At 46.8% G+C, this 20516-nt stretch carries 23 protein-coding genes; 17 read left to right on the forward strand and 6 right to left on the reverse strand.

Translation table 11 applies throughout. The features are described 5' to 3' along the window. The first annotated feature begins 33 nt into the window (after nt 1–33). The 5 genes from rfaE1 (at nt 34) to cysM (ending at nt 4225) form a co-directional block, all read left to right on the forward strand. On the forward strand, nt 34–963 hold the full coding sequence (gene rfaE1, locus ICN47_RS04665; RefSeq protein ID WP_216218737.1) for a D-glycero-beta-D-manno-heptose-7-phosphate kinase: 930 nt from the start codon (nt 34–36) through the stop codon (nt 961–963). After that, entirely contained in the window at nt 960–1988 is a 1029-nt protein-coding gene (gene rfaD, locus ICN47_RS04670) for an ADP-glyceromanno-heptose 6-epimerase (RefSeq protein ID WP_216218738.1), read from the forward strand. The genes rfaE1 and rfaD overlap by 4 nt, the downstream gene beginning before the upstream one ends. Before the next feature lie 5 nt (nt 1989–1993). Next, on the forward strand, nt 1994–2737 hold the full coding sequence (locus ICN47_RS04675; RefSeq protein ID WP_216218739.1) for an alpha/beta hydrolase: 744 nt from the start codon (nt 1994–1996) through the stop codon (nt 2735–2737). Nucleotides 2738–2849: 112 nt separating this feature from the next. Beyond that, nucleotides 2850–3272 (forward strand): helix-hairpin-helix domain-containing protein, encoded by a 423-nt coding sequence (locus ICN47_RS04680; protein ID WP_216218740.1) that lies wholly within the window; start codon nt 2850–2852, stop codon nt 3270–3272. Nucleotides 3273–3313: 41 nt separating this feature from the next. Beyond that, nucleotides 3314–4225: a cysteine synthase CysM gene (cysM, locus tag ICN47_RS04685; RefSeq protein ID WP_216218741.1), complete on the forward strand. Its 912-nt coding sequence runs from the start codon at nt 3314–3316 to the stop codon at nt 4223–4225. A gap of 4 nt (nt 4226–4229) precedes the next feature. On the opposite strand, the gene ICN47_RS04690 is transcribed toward cysM, so the two are convergent. Continuing rightward, on the reverse strand, nt 4230–5483 hold the full coding sequence (locus ICN47_RS04690; RefSeq protein WP_216218742.1) for a lytic transglycosylase domain-containing protein: 1254 nt from the start codon (nt 5481–5483) through the stop codon (nt 4230–4232). Between the two features lie 51 nt (nt 5484–5534). Here ICN47_RS04690 and ICN47_RS04695 point away from each other — a divergent pair, with 51 nt between their 5' ends. The 5 genes from ICN47_RS04695 (at nt 5535) to ICN47_RS04715 (ending at nt 11789) form a co-directional block, all read left to right on the forward strand. Next, nucleotides 5535–6455: a histone deacetylase family protein gene (locus ICN47_RS04695; RefSeq protein ID WP_216218743.1), complete on the forward strand. Its 921-nt coding sequence runs from the start codon at nt 5535–5537 to the stop codon at nt 6453–6455. Nucleotides 6456–6478: 23 nt separating this feature from the next. Next, a complete protein-coding gene (locus tag ICN47_RS04700) occupies nt 6479–8131 on the forward strand; it encodes an acyl-CoA synthetase (protein ID WP_216218883.1) in 1653 nt (550 codons plus the stop codon). A 132-nt stretch (nt 8132–8263) separates the two neighbouring features. After that, nucleotides 8264–9013: an electron transfer flavoprotein subunit beta/FixA family protein gene (locus tag ICN47_RS04705; RefSeq protein WP_216218744.1), complete on the forward strand. Its 750-nt coding sequence runs from the start codon at nt 8264–8266 to the stop codon at nt 9011–9013. After that, nucleotides 9014–9949 (forward strand): electron transfer flavoprotein subunit alpha/FixB family protein, encoded by a 936-nt coding sequence (locus ICN47_RS04710; protein ID WP_216218745.1) that lies wholly within the window; start codon nt 9014–9016, stop codon nt 9947–9949. It begins immediately after the preceding gene. 52 nt (nt 9950–10001) lie between these two features. Then, a complete protein-coding gene (locus ICN47_RS04715) occupies nt 10002–11789 on the forward strand; it encodes an acyl-CoA dehydrogenase (RefSeq protein ID WP_216218746.1) in 1788 nt (595 codons plus the stop codon). A gap of 37 nt (nt 11790–11826) precedes the next feature. On the opposite strand, the gene ICN47_RS04720 is transcribed toward ICN47_RS04715, so the two are convergent. Both ICN47_RS04720 and ICN47_RS04725 read right to left on the reverse strand, forming a co-directional pair. After that, the gene (locus ICN47_RS04720; protein WP_255538923.1) at nt 11827–12165 is read right to left on the reverse strand and encodes a hypothetical protein; all 339 of its coding nucleotides are present in this window, start codon (nt 12163–12165) and stop codon (nt 11827–11829) included. Nucleotides 12166–12300: 135 nt separating this feature from the next. Further along, nucleotides 12301–12831, reverse strand: a complete 531-nt coding sequence (locus ICN47_RS04725) for an META domain-containing protein (RefSeq protein ID WP_216218748.1) — start codon at nt 12829–12831, stop codon at nt 12301–12303. Between the two features lie 221 nt (nt 12832–13052). Between ICN47_RS04725 and rpsP the strand changes: the two genes are divergently transcribed. The 6 genes from rpsP (at nt 13053) to ICN47_RS04755 (ending at nt 17017) form a co-directional block, all read left to right on the forward strand. Further along, entirely contained in the window at nt 13053–13298 is a 246-nt protein-coding gene (gene rpsP, locus ICN47_RS04730; RefSeq protein ID WP_072583652.1) for a 30S ribosomal protein S16, read from the forward strand. A 94-nt stretch (nt 13299–13392) separates the two neighbouring features. Continuing rightward, on the forward strand, nt 13393–13959 hold the full coding sequence (rimM, locus tag ICN47_RS04735) for a ribosome maturation factor RimM (RefSeq protein ID WP_216218749.1): 567 nt from the start codon (nt 13393–13395) through the stop codon (nt 13957–13959). A gap of 20 nt (nt 13960–13979) precedes the next feature. Continuing rightward, nucleotides 13980–14726 carry a tRNA (guanosine(37)-N1)-methyltransferase TrmD gene (trmD, locus tag ICN47_RS04740; RefSeq protein ID WP_216218750.1) on the forward strand — a complete coding sequence of 249 codons (747 nt, stop codon included), beginning with the start codon at nt 13980–13982 and terminating at the stop codon, nt 14724–14726. Nucleotides 14727–14862: 136 nt separating this feature from the next. Beyond that, on the forward strand, nt 14863–15258 hold the full coding sequence (gene rplS, locus ICN47_RS04745) for a 50S ribosomal protein L19 (RefSeq protein WP_216218751.1): 396 nt from the start codon (nt 14863–14865) through the stop codon (nt 15256–15258). A 65-nt stretch (nt 15259–15323) separates the two neighbouring features. Further along, entirely contained in the window at nt 15324–16061 is a 738-nt protein-coding gene (locus ICN47_RS04750) for a CoA pyrophosphatase (protein ID WP_216218752.1), read from the forward strand. Continuing rightward, nucleotides 16058–17017 carry a CobD/CbiB family protein gene (locus ICN47_RS04755; RefSeq protein WP_216218753.1) on the forward strand — a complete coding sequence of 320 codons (960 nt, stop codon included), beginning with the start codon at nt 16058–16060 and terminating at the stop codon, nt 17015–17017. The genes ICN47_RS04750 and ICN47_RS04755 overlap by 4 nt, the downstream gene beginning before the upstream one ends. Here the strand turns inward: ICN47_RS04755 and rsgA are convergent. Further along, on the reverse strand, nt 16962–17975 hold the full coding sequence (gene rsgA, locus ICN47_RS04760) for a ribosome small subunit-dependent GTPase A (protein WP_216218754.1): 1014 nt from the start codon (nt 17973–17975) through the stop codon (nt 16962–16964). The two genes, ICN47_RS04755 and rsgA, sit on opposite strands and share 56 nt — an antisense overlap. Nucleotides 17976–17979: 4 nt before the next feature. Continuing rightward, the gene (locus tag ICN47_RS04765) at nt 17980–19230 is read right to left on the reverse strand and encodes a M48 family metallopeptidase (RefSeq protein ID WP_216218755.1); all 1251 of its coding nucleotides are present in this window, start codon (nt 19228–19230) and stop codon (nt 17980–17982) included. A gap of 15 nt (nt 19231–19245) precedes the next feature. Here ICN47_RS04765 and orn point away from each other — a divergent pair, with 15 nt between their 5' ends. Further along, the gene (gene orn, locus ICN47_RS04770; protein WP_216218756.1) at nt 19246–19842 is read left to right on the forward strand and encodes an oligoribonuclease; all 597 of its coding nucleotides are present in this window, start codon (nt 19246–19248) and stop codon (nt 19840–19842) included. An 8-nt stretch (nt 19843–19850) separates the two neighbouring features. On the opposite strand, the gene mog is transcribed toward orn, so the two are convergent. Next, complete coding sequence (gene mog, locus ICN47_RS04775; protein WP_216218757.1) at nt 19851–20474, reverse strand: molybdopterin adenylyltransferase; 624 nt, start codon at nt 20472–20474, stop codon at nt 19851–19853. Between the last annotated feature and the right edge of the window lie 42 nt (nt 20475–20516).

Here is a 20516-nt window from a genome sequence, read left to right on the forward strand (position 1 = left end):
CCCTACTAATATCAATCAATAGAAAAGTCTTCTGTGGAAAAAGCAAACCGAGAACAATTCTCTAAAACACGTTTACTCGTAGTGGGTGATGTCATGCTTGATCGCTACTGGTTTGGCGACACTAACCGCATTTCACCTGAAGCACCTGTACCAGTGGTTCAAGTCGGCAAGATTGATGAGCGTCTTGGTGGGGCTGCTAACGTGGCCCGTAACGTAGCTGCCCTAGGAGCGCAAACCACTATTTTGGGAATTGCAGGTGATGATGAACCTGGTAAGCGAGTAATTGAGCTGCTCAAAGAGAGCGGCGTTGATAGCCAATTAGAAATTGATGCCAAAGTGCCAACGATTGTGAAGTTGCGCGTGATTGCACGTCAACAGCAACTCATTCGTTTGGATTTTGAAGAAACGCCTAGTGAAAAGGCCTTGGCACATAAATTAGAGCGTTTTGAAAAACTCGTTGGTGGTGCTGACGTCGTCATCCTATCTGATTACGGTAAGGGCGCCTTAGGTCAAGTGGCTCATATGATTGAACAGGCGCGAGCTCAGAACAAAGTGGTATTAGTGGATCCCAAAGGCGAAGATTATGAGAAGTATCGTGGGGCAACAGTCTTAACGCCTAACCGCAGTGAGCTGCGTCAGGTTGTTGGTCAATGGACTAGTGAAGAAGATCTCACTAAGAGAGCCCAAGACCTCAGAAAGTCTTTAAATCTTAAGGCACTTCTTTTAACGCGCTCAGAAGAAGGTATGAGTTTATTTACAGAACAGGGTGTTAGCCACGTTAAAGCACAAGCCAGAGAAGTGTTTGATGTTTCAGGTGCTGGCGATACAGTGATTGCTACCCTTGCAGTTGCACTAGCCGCTGGCTGGCCACTCGAAAGGGCAATGGCATTGGCCAATCGTGCTGGTGGTATTGTGGTTGGTAAGTTGGGTACTGCAACCGTGACTTCAGAGGAATTACAGTGACTATTATCGTAACTGGTGCAGCCGGTTTTATTGGCGCCAATATTGTTCAAGCACTCAATGCCCGGGGTGAGAAAAATATCATTGCTGTTGATGATCTTCGCCCTGCGGATAAATATCGCAATCTTGCTGATTTAGACATCATTGACTACCTCGATAAAGACGAATTTTTAGAAGCTTTCAGAAGCGGTCGCTTTGGTAAGGTCAAGGCGGTGTTTCATGAGGGGGCTTGTTCAGACACCATGGAAACTGATGGCATCTTTATGATGGCCAACAATTATCGCTACACCATGGATTTGCTCGATATTTGCACTGCTCAAAAAGTTCAGCTTTTATATGCATCCTCTGCTGCTACCTATGGCGGTTCTGATGTATTTGAAGAAAGCCGAGAGCATGAGAAGCCGCTCAATATCTATGGCTACTCCAAGTTTTTATTTGATCAAGTCATGCGTAAGCGCTTTGCAGAAAATGCAAACACAGCTCAGGTAGTCGGTTTCCGTTACTTCAATGTGTATGGTCCGCGCGAGTCCCATAAGGGTCGTATGGCATCAGTTGCTTTTCATCAATATCACCAATACAAGGCAAATGGCCATGTGAAATTATTTGGCGAGTATGGTGGTTATGGCCCAGGCGAGCAAAGTCGTGACTTTGTATCGGTAGAGGATGTAGTAAAGGTAAATCTTTTCTTCTTGGATCATCCAGAAATTAGCGGTATCTTCAACTTGGGTACTGGTCAAGCGCAACCGTTTAATGATGTCGCTTTTGCTGTCGCCAATGCCATGCGTAAATTGGATAAAGCGCAGCCAGCAACGCTTGCAGAATTGGTTAAAGAAAAAGCGATTGAGTACATTGCTTTTCCGGAGGCGCTTAAAGGTAAATATCAGTGCTTCACCCAGGCAGATTTAACCAAGCTGCGTGCGGCTGGTTACAAAGAGCCATTCCTGAATGTGGAGCAGGGTGTTGGCCGCTATATAGAATGGTTAGAAGCCAATGCTGGATTCTTGGCTAGCCCTTTAGACGCCAAATAATTCCCATGGCAAGCAAGTTCTTCCTTGCGCTTGCTTTATGGTTTTTCAATACCTTTGCAGTAGCGCAGGCTTTTGATATTCCTCACGCAGAGGAAGCTCCCACCAGAACCCTATTGATTGAAGTTGCCAAGCCCCGTGCTGTGGTGCTGCTCTTTCCTGGTGGTGGAGGAATGGCCGGTATTTTTGATAACGGTTCAGTCAGAAGTAAACATACCTTTATTCGCTCAATGGATATGTGGGCCCAATATGGAATTGATGCGGTCTTGGTAGACACTCCTTATGATTTGGGCGACCTAAGACGCGGCAATTTGCGCAGCCGTAAAGATCACCTTACTCGCGTCGATGAAGTGGTGAGCTTTTATAAGTCAAAGTTAAAGTTGCCTATTTGGATCTTTGGCCACAGCATGGGAAGCTCAACAGCCACTTATTATGCAAATGAAATAGACCAAACTAAAAAGAATCTTGCAGGGATCATCGTTGCCGGAACAATTCGTGCGGCTAGCTTGGATGATGAAGTCACCTTGCCAGTGCTGGCAATCCACCACCTGAATGATGCTTGTGCTGGCACCCCTATCTCAGCCTCAGCCAAAATCATTGATAGTAGATCGCCAAAACTGATCTCAAAGCTGGAGTTGATTGAGGGCGGCGTTACTGAGGGTGATGCCTGCCAATCCTTTGCCTACCATGGCTTTAATCAAACTGAAGCTGAATTTGTTAAAAGAGCGGCAAATTTCATCTTAAGTCATTAATACTGATTTACTTGTAATCCAAGCAATCGAGTCAACCTCTGTTTTTTCTCTTCGTTGTAAGTGATCCACCCAAGCTTCTTGTGTGGATATTTTATTTACTTTAGGAGAAAGAATGACTCAATACTTTGGTTTCAATACAGTCCTTAGTTTTGCTAAGGCTTTAGCATTTTCTGCGTTATTGGCACTTGGTGGTTTAGGGATTGCGGTAGCCGAGCCAGTCAATGTCAATACTGCCACCCAATCGGAGCTTGAAAGTATTAAGGGTATTGGTCCTGCCAAGGCGAAGACGATCATTGCGGAGCGTTTGGATGGGGGCCATTTTCAGGATGCTAACGATTTGCAAAAGCGTGTTCGCGGCATTGGTATGAAGTCGGTTGAGAAGATGGTGGATAACGGTCTTACGATTGAGGCTCCAGGGTCCTTTCGGGAGCCAAACGGTAAAACCAAGAAAGAGGGCTCTGGAAGACGTAATGCACGCGGTCAAGCGGGTGCTCGCAATCAGGCGGATCGTACGGGAACAGGCCGCAGAAATTAAGCCCTTTCGTATTTAGGGGTGCTTATGGCTAAAATGGCCTTATGAGCACACCAACCTATTTAACTATTTCACAAACCGTGGGTAATACCCCCTTAGTGCGCTTACAGCGCATTCCTGGGAAAGAGAATGCCGCACGCAATAACGTGATATTAGGAAAATTGGAGGGTAACAATCCAGCCGGGTCGGTCAAAGATCGACCTGCGCTTTCGATGATCATGCGCGCACAAGAGCGCGGTGAAATTACTCCTGGCGATACCCTCATTGAAGCAACCAGCGGTAATACTGGTATCGCTCTGGCAATGACTGCAGCAATGTTGGGCTACAAGATGATCTTGGTGATGCCAGAAAATCAAAGCATTGAGCGTCGACAAAGTATGGCGGCTTATGGTGCTGAGCTGATTCTGACTGCGGCATCTGGTGGCATGGAGTTTGCTAGAGACTATGCACTACAACTGCAAAGAGAAGGGCGCGGCAGGTTGCTTGATCAATTTGCAAATCCTGACAATCCCCGTGCGCATATTGAAACGACTGGCCCAGAAATTTGGCGTGATACCGATGGAAAAGTCACGCATTTCATTTCAGCTATGGGAACTACTGGAACGATTACTGGGGTCTCAACGTATCTCAAATCGATGAATCCTAACATTCAAATTATTGGTGCGCAACCTGAAGAAGGTTCACAAATTCCAGGAATTCGTAAATGGGCGCCTGAGTATCTGCCGAAGATTTATGAGGGCGATAAGGTCGATCGTATTGAGTATGTCAGTCAAGCGGATGCCGAAGAGATGGCGCGTCGTTTAGCAGCTGAAGAGGGAATCTTTTGCGGAATATCTGCCGGCGGCGCTCTAGTTGTGGCCTTGCGGGTGGCCCGTCAAGTAGAAAATGCCACGATTGTCTTTATCGTTTGTGATCGTGGCGATCGTTACTTATCCACTGGTGTCTTTCCAGCTTAAGAGACTACTTAGTCTTTTTCTTTGCTTTCGTTTTCTTGGGCTTAGATTTAGCGCTACCGTGTTCTAAGGATTTACTTGAGCCCAAAATAGGAACTACGCTTTGGTTTTTGTAACCAAGCTCTTGCGCAAACTCAGCAACGCTTTGCGCATAAAAGTAACTGCGGTTGTATTGCACAATCGTTAAAAAATTATTTAATCCCACCACGTAGTGCACTTGATCATTGCCATCCTTATCGGGGTAGGGAAGATCAACAATCATGGCTTTACTTTGTGGCTCAACCCCACCATTTTGTAAGTCGCCCTGTTGCGCAGTCAGAATTCCTTTTTCAATCAATTCTTGAACGGTGTATTTAAGTTGAGGCTCACCATCTGCTAAGGCTTTTGCCGCTGGTATCGCTTTTTCTTGTACCGGGAAATAGATTGGCATTCCTGTTTGCCAGCCATGCATCTTCATAAAGTTGGCCACGCTCGCAATAGCATCTTTTGCGCTGAGTCTTAAGTCGATGCGGCCATCCCCATCTCCATCCACTGCGAAGCTGCGAATACTGCTTGGCATAAATTGGGGTAAGCCAATGGCGCCCGCATAGGAGCTGTTTTGATTCAAGCAAGCATTCAATCGCACCTGATTTACGCCCTGAGAATGATTATTTGCGGGGAGCTTTCCGCCAGCATCGCTCCAGCACATCAGGATGAGTTCTTTGAGTTGATCCTTAAATAGCTGTTCACGTGCGGCTTTATTTGGGGCATCCGGGTAACTAAAGGCTAGGGTAGAAAGAACATCCTTCACCCTGAAGGTGCCGGTTTGGCGTCCATAGATGGTTTCAATACCAATAATGGCGACGATCAGCTCTGCTGGAACCCCTGTGGCTTGTTCTGTTTGGCTTAAAAAGGCCTGATTTTGTTCCCAAAAGGCTCTCCCAGCCTTCAGGCGCACAGGTTCAATAAAGCGCTGGCGATACACCACCCAGTTCTTTTTAAATGTAGCCGATGGGGGTAATACCAATTTGCGAATGGACGGAATCGTTTTAGCATCTAGCAAGCCCGCTTCGATGCTGGCCAGGGGGATTTGTTGGGTTTGGGCGACCTGGGTCATCAAGTCATTGAGATTCTGGATAAAACGGGCCTCAGTGGCTGCATCGTCGGCTTGGTTTACGATGGGTTGTTGAGCAGTATTGGCTTGATTATTGCTAGTCAGGGGGGTGCTAGTACATGCTCCTAAAAGCAGAATAAGAAGTAGGTAGGAGACGCGAATATTCATGACTAGATTAGATTATAAAAATTACAGTTTTGCTATTAAGGATTTCGAGTAATGACAACAGGATACATAACTCATCCGGACTTTCTGAAACATGAGATGGGCAGCCATCATCCAGAGTGCCCCGAAAGAATTCAGGCCATCAATGATCAGATGATTCGTAGCGGCGTTGATCGCTTTCTTCATCATTTGGATGCACCCTTGGCAACTGAGGATCAGCTCGAGTTAGTGCATAGCCCCGAACACGTTAGCTTCGTACGCGATCGTGCCCCCGAGAGTGGTTACTTCATGTTGGATGGCGATACCATCATGAATCCCCATACTTATCGAGCTGCCTTGCGCGCTGCTGGTGCTGCTATTGCTGGCGTGGATGCAGTGATGAAGGGTGAGGTAGAAAACGTCTTCTGCGCAGTGCGTCCACCAGGGCACCATGCTGAGCCAACCCGTTCTATGGGTTTTTGTTTATTTGATAATGTGGCGATTGCTGCTCGCTATGCTATGGAGAACTATGGCATAGAACGCGTTGCCATTATTGACTTTGATGTGCATCACGGTAATGGCACTGAAGCTGCATTTTTCAACGACCCTAATGTCATGATGTGCAGCTTCTTTCAGCATCCGTTCTATCCCTATAGCGGTTTAGATCATGCCAACAATATGGTGAATGTTCCGTTGCCAGCCTCTACCCGTGGCGATGTGGTGCGCTCCATTGTGGAAGAGCGTTGGCTGCCAGCTTTGCGTAATTTTGAGCCTGAGCTGATTATTATTTCGGCGGGATTTGATGCGCATCGTGAGGATGACCTAGGCCAAATGGGATTGGTCGAAGATGACTATGTATGGATTACTCAGCGCCTCAAGGAAATTGCTAAAGAGTATGCGCAAGGTCGCATCGTAAGTTGCTTAGAGGGTGGTTATAACCTCTCCGCATTGGGCCGTAGCGTAGTTGCCCATGTTAAAGCTCTAGCTGATATTTAAAAAATAAAAACTGAAAGTAAATGATGGCCAATATTTATGAACAAGGCTTAGATCGTAATTCTGCGAACTTCACTCCTATTACCCCGCTGCTATTTTTAGAGCGATCAGCAGAGATTTATCCCAATCGTGTGGCGATCATTCATGGAAAGTTTCGCCAAACCTGGATGCAGACTTATGAGCGCTGCCGCCGTCTTGCTAGTGCTTTACAAAAGCATGGGATTGGTTTGGGCGATACCGTTGCTGTCATGCTGCCCAATACACCGCCGATGGTCGAGGCTCACTTTGGTATTCCGATGGCAGGCGCGGTATTAAATGCGCTGAACACACGCATGGACCCTGAGTCCATCGCTTTCATGCTGAATCATGGTGAGGCAAAGGTCGTGATTGTGGACCCAGAGTTTTCTGGGGTGATGAAACAAGCCTTAGCCATTGCTAAGAAAGAAAGTGGTCGCGATATCTTAGTGGTTGATGTTGAAGAAAAAGAATTTGATGTGCCTGGCGAGAAATTGGGTAAGCTGACTTACGAGAAATTACTCTCCGAAGGAGACCCTCATTTTGCCTGGCAGGTCCCGGCCGATGAATGGCAAGCCATTTGCTTGAACTATACCTCCGGTACTACTGGCAATCCTAAGGGCGTGGTCTATCACCATCGAGGTGCTGCAATTAATGCGGTATCCAATGTACTGGATTGGGATATTAATAAACATCCAGTGTATTTATGGACGCTGCCAATGTTCCATTGCAATGGTTGGTGTTTTCCATGGACTATCGCAGCGCGTGCGGGCGTGAATGTGTGCTTGCGCCGTGTTGATGCCCAGCATATTTTTGCAGCCATTAAAGAGTACGGCGTGACACATTACTGCGCGGCACCAATTGTGCACAACCTATTGGTAAATGCGCCTGATGAATTAAAGGTGGGTGTACCAGCAGGCGTTAAGGGTTTGATAGCGGGTGCTGCTCCTCCTGCTTCCATTATTGAAGGAATGGAAAAGTTAGGATTTGATTTGACGCATGTCTATGGCTTAACTGAGGTCTATGGACCAGCTGCAGTTTGTGTCAAACAAGATGAATGGAATGATTTGGATATTGGTGAACGCGCACGTTTGAATGCACGTCAAGGCGTTCGATATCACATGCAACAAGCCATTACCGTATTAAATCCCGAGACGATGGAGCCTGTGCCTGCTGATGGCGAAACTATGGGCGAGATCATGTTCAAGGGCAATATTGCGATGAAAGGCTACCTCAAGAATGAAAAGGCAACCAAAGAGGCCTTTGATGGTGGTTGGTTCCATTCTGGGGATTTGGCTGTGATGAACCCAGATGGTTACGTCAAGATTAAAGATCGCAGCAAGGACATCATTATTTCTGGTGGGGAGAATATTTCTTCTATTGAGGTTGAGGATGTTCTGTATCGACACCCTGCTGTGATTGCTGCGGCAGTTGTGGCCAAACCAGATCCAAAATGGGGTGAGACCCCATGCGCTTTCTTGGAAATTAAGCCTGGGGTAGAGGTCACGCCGGCCGATATCATTGCCCATTGCAAGCAGCATTTGGCAGGCTTTAAGGTCCCCAAAGCCATTGTCTTCGGCGAGCTGCCAAAGACTTCTACCGGGAAAATCCAGAAGTTCGAGCTTCGTAAGCAGGCTGGGTCAGCAGCGGCGATCGACGTTTAATTCCACCAAATGGAATGAGCCAGGTTGAAGCCCTCATAGACGGATAAAATAGCTATGGATCCGTCCTTGGGGCGGTAATGAGATAAACCAGCATTGCTTTTGTAAACGTTTTATAAACATTGAGAATTCCAGATGAAAATCTTAGTAGCTGTTAAACGCGTTGTGGATTACAACGTCAAAGTACGCGTCAAGTCGGATAACTCGGGCGTGGATATTGCGAATGTCAAAATGAGTATGAATCCATTTGACGAGATCGCTGTTGAAGAAGCGGTGCGCCTTAAAGAAGCAGGCGTTGCAACTGAAGTGGTAGTTGTTACTGCCGGCGTGACTCAGTGCCAAGAAACGCTGCGTACTGCTTTAGCGATTGGTGCAGATCGCGCCATTTTGGTAGAGACTGATGCTGACTTACAGCCTTTGGCAGTCGCCAAGATTCTCAAAGCGCTCTCAGAAAAGGAGGCCGCTCAAATCATCATCTTGGGTAAACAAGCGATTGATGACGATAGCAACCAAACAGGTCAGATGTTGGCTAGTCTTTTAGATATTCCTCAGGCAACCTTTGCCTCTAAAGTCGTTGTGGCCGATGGCAAAGCAACGGTGACGCGTGAGGTTGATGGTGGTTTAGAAACCATTGCATTAACTTTGCCAGCGGTGATCACTACTGACTTGCGTCTCAATGAGCCACGTTATGTGACTTTGCCAAACATCATGAAGGCTAAGAAAAAGCCACTCGATATCATCAAACCCGAGGAACTCGGTGTAGATATTGCCCCGCGATTGAAGACTCTTAAGGTTGAAGAGCCACCAAAGCGCACCGCTGGTGTCATGGTTGCTGATGTAGCAGCCCTGGTTGAAAAATTAAAAAATGAAGCGAAGGTGATCTAAATGGCCGCACTTGTTATAGCTGAACACGACAATCAATCCTTAAAAGCGGCAACGCTCAATGCGGTAGCCGCTGCCCTGCAGTGCTCCCCAGAAGTCGATATTTTGGTGGCCGGTAGTGGCGCCGATGTTGCTGCAGGAGCCGCTGTTCAAATCGCAGGTGTACGCAAAGTCATTCAAATTGACGCTCCTGCTTTAGCCGATCAGTTAGCTGAACCTTTGGCTGCTCAAATTCTCTCTATTGCAAATGGGTATAGCCATATTCTCGCTCCTGCTACTGCCAACGGTAAAAATGTGATGCCACGCGTAGCTGCAAAGTTAGATGTGGCGCAGTTATCGGATGTAACTAAGGTGGTGAGCGCTGATACTTTTGAGCGTCCTATCTACGCTGGTAATGCCATTGCGACTGTGCAATCCGCCGATCCTGTAAAAGTCATTACTGTTCGCACTACTGGATTTGATCCTGTTGCTGCAACTGGAGGTTCTGCTGCAGTGGAGAAACAAGCGGCCGCTGATAGCGCTGGCAAATCTGCTTTTGTAGGTCGTGAACTCACTAAATCTGATCGCCCAGAGCTGACTGCTGCCAAAATTATTGTTTCGGGTGGTCGTGGTTTAGGTTCTGGTGAAAAGTATCAGGAATTGGTTGTGCCACTAGCTGATAAGTTAGGCGCTGCCTTGGGTGCATCGCGCGCTGCGGTTGATGCTGGCTATGTTCCTAATGATTATCAAGTGGGTCAAACCGGCAAGATTGTTGCGCCACAGTTATACGTTGCTGTTGGCATCTCCGGTGCGATTCAGCATTTAGCTGGAATGAAAGATTCCAAGGTAATTGTGGCGATTAATAAAGATCCGGAAGCGCCTATTTTCAGTGTTGCTGATTACGGTTTGGTAGCCGATTTGTTTACTTCGGTCCCAGAGCTCACGAAAGCACTTAGTTAATAGCGCCAAGTGAATTGTGATTGCAGTTTGATTTAAATACAGAGGAGTTGTAATGCCATATGTAGCCCCGGTAAAAGACATGTTGTTTGTGATGAACGAGTTAGCGGGGCTGTCAGATGTGGTTGCCTATCCGGCTTACGCAGAAGCAGGAGCAGATGTTGATTTGGCTCCTGCCATTTTGGAAGAGTCGGCAAAATTTAATCAAGATGTCGTTGCACCACTCAATTGGCCAGGTGACCAAGCGCCCTGCTCTCTGAAAGATGGCGTAGTTACTACCTCTCCTGGTTTTAAAGATGCATTCGCGCAATTTGGTGCAGCTGGTTGGCAGGGCGTAGTTCATCCTGCTGAATTTGGTGGTCAAGGTTTGCCAAAACTGATTGCTACCGCTTGCTTTGAGATGGTTCACTCAGCAAGCCTTTCTTTTGCACTCTGTCCGATGTTGACCGATGGCGCGATCGAAGCTTTACTCACAGCCGCAAGTCCTGAACTCCAAGAGAAGTTTGTGCCTAATATGATTTCTGGCGAGTGGACTGGCTCAATGTGTTTAACAGAGCCGCAAGCAGGTTCTGATTTATCCATGGTGCGCTCTAAAGCTGTACCCGAGGGTGATGGCACCTACAAAATCTTTGGTACCAAGATCTATATCACCTATGGTGAGCACGACATGGCAAAGAATATTGTCCACTTAGTGCTGGCTAGAACGCCTGATGCTCCTGAAGGCGTGAAAGGCATCTCCTTATTTGTTGTTCCGAAGTTTTTAGTCAATGCTGATGGCACCCTTGGCGAGCGCAATGATGTGCATTGCGTATCGATTGAGCATAAGCTTGGTATTAAGGCGAGCCCGACTGCCGTCTTGCAATTTGGCGATCATGGTGGCGCAATCGGCTATTTAGTCGGTGAAGAAAATCGTGGTTTGGAATACATGTTCGTGATGATGAATGCCGCTCGCTTTGCGGTAGGCATGCAAGGCATTGCAGTTGCAGAGCGCGCCTATCAAAAGGCGGTGCAGTACGCAAAGGATCGCGTGCAAAGTCGTGACTTAGCTGGCTCACCTGGTCCGGTCGCAATTATTCATCAACCGGATGTCAAGCGGATGTTGATGACAATGCGCGCCTACACTGAAGCTTGCCGTGCCTTGGCTTATTACGCAGCAGCAGCTTACGATGCGCAGCATGCTGCTCCCAGCGAAGTAGATCAGAAAGCCAATCAAGCGATCTATGAGTTTTTGGTGCCTATCGTGAAAGGTTTCTCTACCGAGATGTCTATTGAGGTTGCAAGCTTAGGCGTGCAAGTTCATGGCGGCATGGGATTTATTGAAGAGACGGGTGCAGCCCAGCATTACCGTGATGCCCGTATCTTGACGATCTATGAAGGCACCACTGCTATTCAGGCAAATGATTTGATTGGTAGAAAAACAGTGCGTGATGGTGGCGCAACAGCAAAAGTATTGGCTCAAAGAATTGCCCAAACTGAAAAAGATTTGGCAGCTAGCGGAACAGATGATGCTAAAGCGGTCTTGAAGCAACTTAGTGCTGGGCGCGTGGCTTTTGAAGAGGCTGTTGCTTATATTTTGGCTAATGCTAAAACCGATATTAAGGCAGTCTATGCAGGCAGCGTTGCTTACTTGCGTCTATGTGGCTTAGTCCTGGGTGCATGGCAATTAGCCCGAGCGCTTTTGGCAGCTCAGCGTTTGCGCGATGGTGATCCGAGTTTCTATGACGCGAAGATTGCAACGGCTCGTTTCTTTGCTGAAAACTTATTGCCTCAAGCACAAGCTTTGGCAGTATCGATTGTAGAAAGTGGGCACTCTACTAATGCATTAGAGGTCGAGCAGTTCTAAGTCTTCCGCCTAATGCGTATCTAAAAGCTATCCGCAATTATTGGGATAGCTTTTTTGCTTCATAGATTTGAGAAATAAAGAATTGCTCAAAAGAGATGGCTAAGAAGGTCATCATCACGCCAGCCCCAAATACTAAAGAGAAAATCACCGTTAAGACTGCTGGCCAGCCAGACCGAGTGCGTTTAGCCTCTTCAATTCCGGGATTAAATTGGGCATCCCATTTTTCATCAAGACGTAAACCAAAAGCAATCGTGGTTAACCAGCTCGCTTCCACTGCAATAAAACCAAAGGTAATCAATACCCATCCTGGAGCCGAATGAAAGTGGGCTGCTTTAAGAAGACTCCAGCCTGCAAGCCCACCAAGAAATGCTAACAATTGAATCCAAGCCCAAAAAGATTTGAACCCTTGTAAGTAAAAGCAATTTAATCCTGTGCCTGGAAAAAATAAGCCCAGCGCGCAAAAAATAAGTTTAGAGTTTTTCATGAATCTTTCGGTAACAATGTCGTGTTTTTATTTAGCAGTATTGCTGCGTTGCGTAAAACTCAATACTTCACGATCGGTTCCGATCATCAGCAATTGATCGCCGTTGCGCACAATGTTGCGATAGTCATTGAGCTCATAGAGAAAATCATTCTCAAGTTCCATGCGAGCAGGTGAGCAGGACATTTTGGTGCTTGTAATTTGCTTAAAGGTGAAACCTTTCGCATCTTCATCAAGGCTGGCGGTAAAGCGATTGCAGCCAGTCGAACCGCTTACTCGCTCACCTTTGCTATCAAAGGTAATTTGAATGGGGTTGCTGCTCTCGCCTTGAGGGATCTGGCGTGTTCGAACCTTACCATTGGTATTGGGCGGTAAGTTCCAACGGGTTAATTCCCACTTGGTATTGCGGAGTTCACTGCTAGGTGGGCTGGTTTTTGCACCACAAGGAGGGATTACATTGGCGCAGGCCGTCAAAAGAGACAAACCTAGGCAAGAAATCGTCATCAATAGGCTATTTAAGCTGCTTCTGAAGGGGGTAGAAATCACGAATTTGACAGTCATTTTTTATAAGTTATTGATTTATAAGTATATTTTTTGAATCTTGGTTTTCTATTCTAATGGCTTAAACGCTTAAATAGGTGGAAGAAGTAGGGGTTTTCGTCTAGAATATGAGGTTTTCCGCTCTACCGTGCATTTGCTTGGTGAGCTGGAGCCCAAGATTTTGTAGTAATTTCATTGGGTTGTAATCAACCTGTTTTCATTTTAGATTTTAAGGAATAAGTATGGTCGTCATTCGACTGGCACGCGGCGGTTCTAAGAAGCGCCCTTTTTACAGCATCGTTGCTACTGATAAGCGCAACCGTCGTGATTCGAACTTTATCGAGCGCATTGGTTATTTCAATCCACAAGCAGCCGCGACTGAGCAAGCTATGCGCATTGCTCAAGACCGTTTGACTTACTGGACTGGTGTTGGCGCGCAAGTATCTCCAACAGTGGTTCGTTTGATCAAAAACAATCCTGCTGTTTAAATATTGTTTAGCTAAAAACTTCATCCCTGCGATGGAGTTTTTAGAAGCAGGATTTATCAGTAGTTCTATTTCGGGAAAATAAGGTGTCTTTCAAATGAGTACGCCTTCCCTAAATGATTTAATTGAACTTGGCGCCATCTCTGAGGCGCAAGGATTGCAGGGTCAAGTGAAGGTAAGACCTCACTCATCAGAACCTGTAGCACTTCTATCTTCAAAAGTAATTTGGCTTTCCCTGATCCTACGTAGGGAGGCTGGCGTTGCTGCGTCTGTTGAACAAGCTTCGTTAACACAATACAAAGTGAAGAGCGCTAAGATGCACAGCGGCAACGTTGTGCTGGCGCTTGATGGCATTACTGATCGTGATCAGGCGCTAGCCTTAAAAGGTGCCCGTATCTTAGTTGGTCGCGATGCTTTTCCAAAAGCAGAAAGCGATTCTTACTATTGGGTTGATCTGATTGCTTGCCAAGCTGTCAACTTGCAAAATGAAACACTCGGCGAAGTGATTGATGTCACTGAAAATGGCGCGCATGGTGTGATTGCTATTGGTGATGCAGCCACTAAAGAGATCAAGTATCTCGTGCCCTTTGTAAAAGAAGTTGTACACAATGTGGACTTACTAAATAAAAAGATTACGCTAGATTGGCAGTCTGACTGGCAATAAGCTTCTTCAGAAATTGAGATATGCGCTTTGATGTTGTGACCTTATTTCCAGAAATGTTCTCTGCTTTAACGCAGTGGGGCGTTACTGGTCGCGCATGTGAACAATCTCTTGCCAGTGTGCATCTCTGGAATCCCAGGGATTTTTGCGTCGATGCCCGTAAGACGGTAGATGATCGCGCTTATGGTGGCGGTCCTGGGATGGTCATGATGGCTAAACCTTTGGAAGATACCGTCGCTGGAATTAAGGCGACTCATCAGGCGGCAGGCATTCAAAGTGGCCCCATTTGCCTTTTGGCACCCCAGGGGGAGCGTTTTTCTCAGAAGACGGCAAAAGATATCCTTAATTATGGGAATTTAAGCTTTATTTGTGGTCGATATGAGGCCGTAGACCAACGGTTTGTTGATCGAAACGTCGATTTACAGCTTTCTATAGGGGATTTTGTGCTTTCTGGCGGTGAAATCCCCGCTATGGCCATGATGGATGCGGTGATTCGCCTTATCCCGGGAGCCCTTGGAGATGGCGAATCAGCGGCCCAGGATAGCTTTATGAATGGTCTTTTGGACTATCCGCACTACACCCGCCCAGAAATATATGAAAATTTATCCGTCCCAGACGTGCTTTTGGGCGGACATCACGCTAAAATAGCGGATTGGCGTCGGCAGAAGTCTTTAGAGCTGACGTTTAGGCTTAGGCCGGACTTAATTGATTCGGCCAGAGCTAATGGGTTGCTAACCCGAGAAGATGAACAATTTCTTCGCTCTCTGTAAATACTTTTAGTAATGCGCAGTAGTGAATGGGTAGTTTGGTTTTTGGTTTAGTGAAATTGTTTTAACTGCATCCTCTGTCAGGTCCGTTGATTTAAATCTCGGGATTAAACGCTAACAAGATGTTTAAGGATTAAAAATGAATTTGATCGAAAAAATTGAGCAAGAAGAAATTGCTCGCTTAAGTGCTAACAAAACTTTGCCAAGCTTTGCTCCTGGCGATACTGTCATTGTTAGCGTGAACGTTGTTGAGGGTACACGTAAGCGTGCCCAGGCCTTTGAAGGTGTTGTGATTGCTAAGCGTAATCGCGGACTCAATTCCAGCTTTATCGTGCGTAAGATTTCTTCTGGTGAAGGCGTTGAGCGTACTTTCCAAACATATTCACCATTGATCGCTAGCGTTGAAGTGAAGCGTCGCGGTGATGTACGTCGCGCCAAGTTGTACTACTTGCGTGATCGTTCTGGTAAGTCAGCACGTATTAAAGAAAAGCTCCAGGCACGTGTAAAGCCAACAGCTGCAGTAGCTGCTGAGTAATCGCTGCTTTGATGCAAACAGAAAGGCGGCCTAGGTCGCCTTTTTTGTTGCCTTAGAATGTATCCATGACCAAGATTCCAAAGCCAGAAGAACATGCGATTAATGTCGCAGCACCTCCTGGTTTTGATGCTCGAGCAGTGCCAATTCATGCGCTTTGTTCTGATCAGGAAAAAGTCTCTCCATTGGCGTTACAAGTGAATGCACTCAGAGAGCGCTTTCAGGCGCCGCCAATTTGGCAGCCAGAAATTACTGATGAAAATCGCCAGGTGATTGCTGCCGACATTATTGCTAAACGCGAAGCTGCAGGAAAGGTGACGCGAGCGGCAGTATTGGTTCCTCTATTACTCAAGGCAGAGGGCTTATCTGTTTTATTAACCCAAAGAACAAATCATTTACGTGATCATGCTGGGCAGATTAGCTTTCCGGGCGGCAGGATGGATCCTGAGGATGGCAACCCCAATGAAACGGCTTTGCGAGAAAGCGAAGAAGAGATTGGCCTAGACCGAAATCGGGTCGAGATTATTGGCCATATGCCCCAATACCTCACGGTTTCTGGATATAGCGTTACTCCAGTGGTTGGCTTGGTTCAAGCTCAGGCAGAATACGTACTAGACGAATTTGAAGTGGCGGATGTCTTTGAGGTGCCCCTGCAGTTTTTGATGGATCCAGCAAACCATCAGGTGCGGATGTGGCAAAGTGAGCAGGGTAGCCGCCGTTTTTATGCAATGCCGTATGAGAATCGCTTTATTTGGGGCGCTACTGCCGGAATGTTACGTAACCTTTATCATCTATTAAAAGTATGACTTTCTTTTCTATCCTCTTCGCCCTCATTGCTGAGCAATATCGCCCAGTAACTTCTACCCATTGGATTGCGCGTGTTAGCGCTCGCTGGTTGGATTGGGTAGCTGGTGAATTCGGTGGCAAGACAGAGGAAGGTGCAAGCCCAGTAGGTGCGCGCATGGCTTGCTTGGTAGCATTCATACTCCCGACCTTTTTAGTCTTTGTAATCTATGTTGTTTGCATGGTGACCTACCCTATCTTGGGTTTCATCTGGAACATCATCATTGCGTATCTCTTCTTTGGATTTAGACAGTTTAGCCATTCGTTTACTGCAGTTCATGAGGCGATTGAAAGTCATGACTTACCAGCAGCACGTGCTGCTTTAGGTGAGTGGCATGGTCCTGAGTTAGACACTTCTAACCTGACAGAAACCGAAGTGATTTCTTTAGCGTTAGAGCGCGCCATCATTGGCTCTCATCGTCATGTCTTTGGCGTGCTCTTTTGGTTCTTAATGCCGATGGGTCCTGCCGGCGTGGTCCTATATCGCTTGGCCGATATTGCTGCGCAGCGCTGGTCTGAGCGCGGAGACTTTAACTTGAGTGAAGCAGCCCGTCACTTCTTCTATGTACTCGATTGGATTCCGGCTCGCATCACTGCGATGGGCTTTGCGATTGTGGGTAACTTCGAAGGGGCTGCCTACGGTTGGCGTTACCTCACTCGGAAGTGGCCGGACTCTTTATCCAGCGTCATTCTCGCATCTGGAAGTGGTGCCTTAGGTGTGCGTTTGGGTGAACCATTAAGCGAGCCCGATAGTGATGAGGCTTTACGTATGGCTGAGGCCGGTGAGCCTTTGGTCTACGAAGTAGGAATGGAGCCTACTGAGCGTACGATGCGCTCTGCAGTAGGTTTGGTATGGCGCTTAGTTATCGCTTGGATGGCTTTGTTGCTAATGCTGACCATCGCTGTTTGGCTTGGGTAATTCCTTGTAACTGCGTATCCGCAGTTTTTGAATCCGAACGCAGTTGTCTAAATAGCGCTAGTCTTTCTGGCGCTATTTCATTTCTTTCTACTGCTTCTCGTACTGCGCAATCTGGCTCTGCTTGATGAGCGCAATTATGAAAGCGGCATTTACCTAAAAGATCTTTGAATTCTCTAAAGGCATGCTGCAGTTCGCTGACTGACATATGTGCCAAACCAAATTCCTGAAATCCTGGGGAATCAATTAGGGCGCCTAATTTCCCATTAACATCTCTACCCCATGACTCTGGCAACTCAAAATATCGACAGGCTGTAGTGGTATGTTTTCCGGTATCTAAGCGTACTGAATATTCTTGGGTGAGTGCTGCTGCATTGGGTACCCAGGCATTCAGTAAGCTCGATTTACCCATACCCGATTGACCCACAAAAACAGAGACCTTGCCTTGAAGAGCGGGACGGAGAGCCTCAATAGAGGCAGAGTCAAACTTAGCCGATACTTCGCTTACTGGGTAGCCCATGCGAACATAGGGCTCAATGATTTTGCGCGCATGCGCCAAGTTATTTTTGAGGTCACTTTTGTTGAGCAAAATATGTAAACCAATTTGGTTGGTTTCAGCGGCTACCACCGCTCTTCCCAAAAGATCGGGCGAGAAGGCCGGCTGAGTTGCCAGAACAACCAGAATTTGATCAACGTTAGAAGCAATCAGTTTGCTTTTGAACGCGTCAGAACGATAGAGTAAATTTTCTCTGGGCTCAATCTCCAGAATGCGCGCCTGATCTGCTGAGGTACTCTCCAGCATGAGCTTATCGCCCACTGCACCAATATGCTGCTTGGCAGGGGTGCTCACCTGGATGAGCTCATCCCCTAATGCTTGATTACCCAATGCATCTTTTGTAATACGCTGCGCTAAATAATGTCTTCCGTAAGAAGCAGTTAGTAGCGCAAGAAACTGTTCCATGGACTTAGTTAAAGCGCTGTAAGTTAGCAATACGCAATGGCGCTGGAGGATGAGAGCTATAGAAAGCGGTGTAGATTGGATCAGGCGTTAAGGTCGACGCATTGTCTTGATATAACTTCACCAAAGCAGAGATCAAATCTTTTGCGGAGGACTTCTCAGCCGCGAATCCATCAGCCTCGTATTCATGTTTACGTGAAGCTAGGCTAGCAAGCGGGGTGAAGAAAAAGCTAAACACTGGTGAGACGAGCATAAATAATGCCAAGGCCAGCCCGCCGTTATACCCATTAAGGTTAGGCATCACACCTAGATCGGTATAGAACCAAACTTTGGTGCTGATCCATCCCAATAAAGCAAACATTCCAAAACTTAGTAGAAAGGAAACTAGGAGGCGCTTACGAATATGGTTGAATTTGAAATGCCCAAGCTCGTGTGCGAGTACTGCCTCAACTTCACCCGGATTGAGTTTCTCAATGAGAGTATCGAAAAAGACAATGCGCTTTGCTTTGCCCATGCCTGCAAAAAAGGCATTTCCATGGGCGCTGCGTTTGCTGCCATCCATCACAAATAATCCTTGGCTTGCAAAATCACAGCGCTTTAATAATGCTTCAATTTGGGTTTTGAGTGGACCATCGTCGAGTGCAACGAACTTATTAAAGATCGGTGCAATAAAGGTAGGGAAAATCCATTGCATTAGCAAACTAAACACTGTCAGAACACCCCAAGCCCAAAGCCACCAAAGATCACCAGCCTTAGCCATTAAGGAGAGAATGACCCAAAGCAGGGGGACCCCAATTGCGCTACCAACACCCATGCCTTTGAGCATGTCGCTGAAGAATAATTTCTTAGTCATTCGATTAAAACCAAAGCGCTCTTCTAGGTGAAATTGTTTATACCAAGAAAAGGGGATATCAATAATTCCGGAGATAACGACGATAGAGACAAGGAGAGCAATTTGCTGGGGGATGCCTTCACCTAGTAATTGCAATAAAGCAAGATTTAGGATTTGGAGGCCGCCCAATAAAGTGAAGCCAATTAAAATGATGGCGCTGACCCCATTTTCCAAAATGCCTAGGCGTAATTTAGCAATCGTGTAATCAGCGGCTTTTTGATGTTCTTCCAAAGTGACTTTTTCAGAAAATTCGGCTGGCACCCGATCGCGATGTTGCGCAACGAAGCGTATTTGGCGTTGGGAGAGCCAGTGGCGTAAGCCAAAGCTGGCGATAAATGCGATTAGAAAAACAATTGTGAATGTCATGAGATCATTATAGTTATGAGCGAACAAACTAACCCCACGAATCCTCCGGCCGCAAAGGCGGCGCCAGCCAACGAACACCTGATCTGGGTGGATATGGAAATGTCAGGTTTAAACCCTGAAACGGAGCGTATTCTGGAAATTGCCATTATTGTCACGGACGCCCATCTCAATGTCATTGCTACCGCTCCGGTATGGGTAGTTCATCAAGAAGATGCCTTGTTAGATGCCATGGATGCTTGGAATAAAGGGACTCATGGACGCTCTGGCTTGATTGATAAAGTGAAGGCATCAACGCAGGATGAGGCCACTGTCGAAGCGGAATGTATTGCTTTCTTAAAGAAATACATCAAGGCAGGAATTGCACCGATGTGCGGCAATACTATTGGTCAGGATAGGCGCTTTATGGCTAAGTACATGCCAAAGCTAGAAGCCTATTTTCACTATCGGAATATCGATGTATCCACCCTGAAAGAGTTGTGCAAGCGCTGGCATCCAGAGTTGGTAAAAGGTTTTACCAAGAATCAAGCGCATACTGCTTTGGCTGATATTCAGGAATCGATTGAAGAGCTCAAGTATTACCGCGAGAAATTTATAGTTCCTCTGCCGGAGTAAAACCCCAACTATTTTTTAATGGCGCTTTTAGGTCTAAAGACCTTGATGATTGCCTCATTTGTTTCAATATACGGACCACCGATCAAATCGATGCAGTAAGGAACCGCTGCAAAGATCCCCGGAACAATGGATTTGCCGTCTGCATCTTTTAGGCCTTCTAAAGTTTCTGCGATCGCTTTGGGCTGGCCTGGCAAATTAATTACCAAGGCGGCATGTCCATCAATTTCCCGAAGTACGGCGGTTTGTCGCGAGAGTATTGCCGTGGGGACAAAGCTGAGGCTAATTTGGCGCATTTGCTCACCAAATCCAGGCATTTCACGGGTTCCTGCGTCTAGGGTGGCTTCTGGGGTGACATCCCGTCGAGAAGGGCCTGTGCCGCCTGTGGTGAGGACTAAATCACATCCTAGGTCATCTACCAGCTCCACAATGGTTTCAGTAACCACCTCGGCTTCATCTGCGATGAGTCTTTCGTGGAAGGTGCAGGGGTTGCTAATCGCTTTCATTAGCCAGGTTTGTAGGGCTGGAATTCCCTCGTCTTGGTAGATGCCCTTGCTGGCGCGATCAGAGACCGAGATCAAGCCAATTTTGATTTCGTTTGGGGAGTTTCTTTTCAGAGCTTCGGTATGCTTCATGTTTCTATTCTAGCTATTATTAGGGCATGTTTACATATACAT

Origin of the sequence: Polynucleobacter sp. AP-Latsch-80-C2, from assembly GCF_018882185.1 — a bacterium.
Taxonomy (GTDB): Bacteria; Pseudomonadota; Gammaproteobacteria; order Burkholderiales; family Burkholderiaceae; genus Polynucleobacter.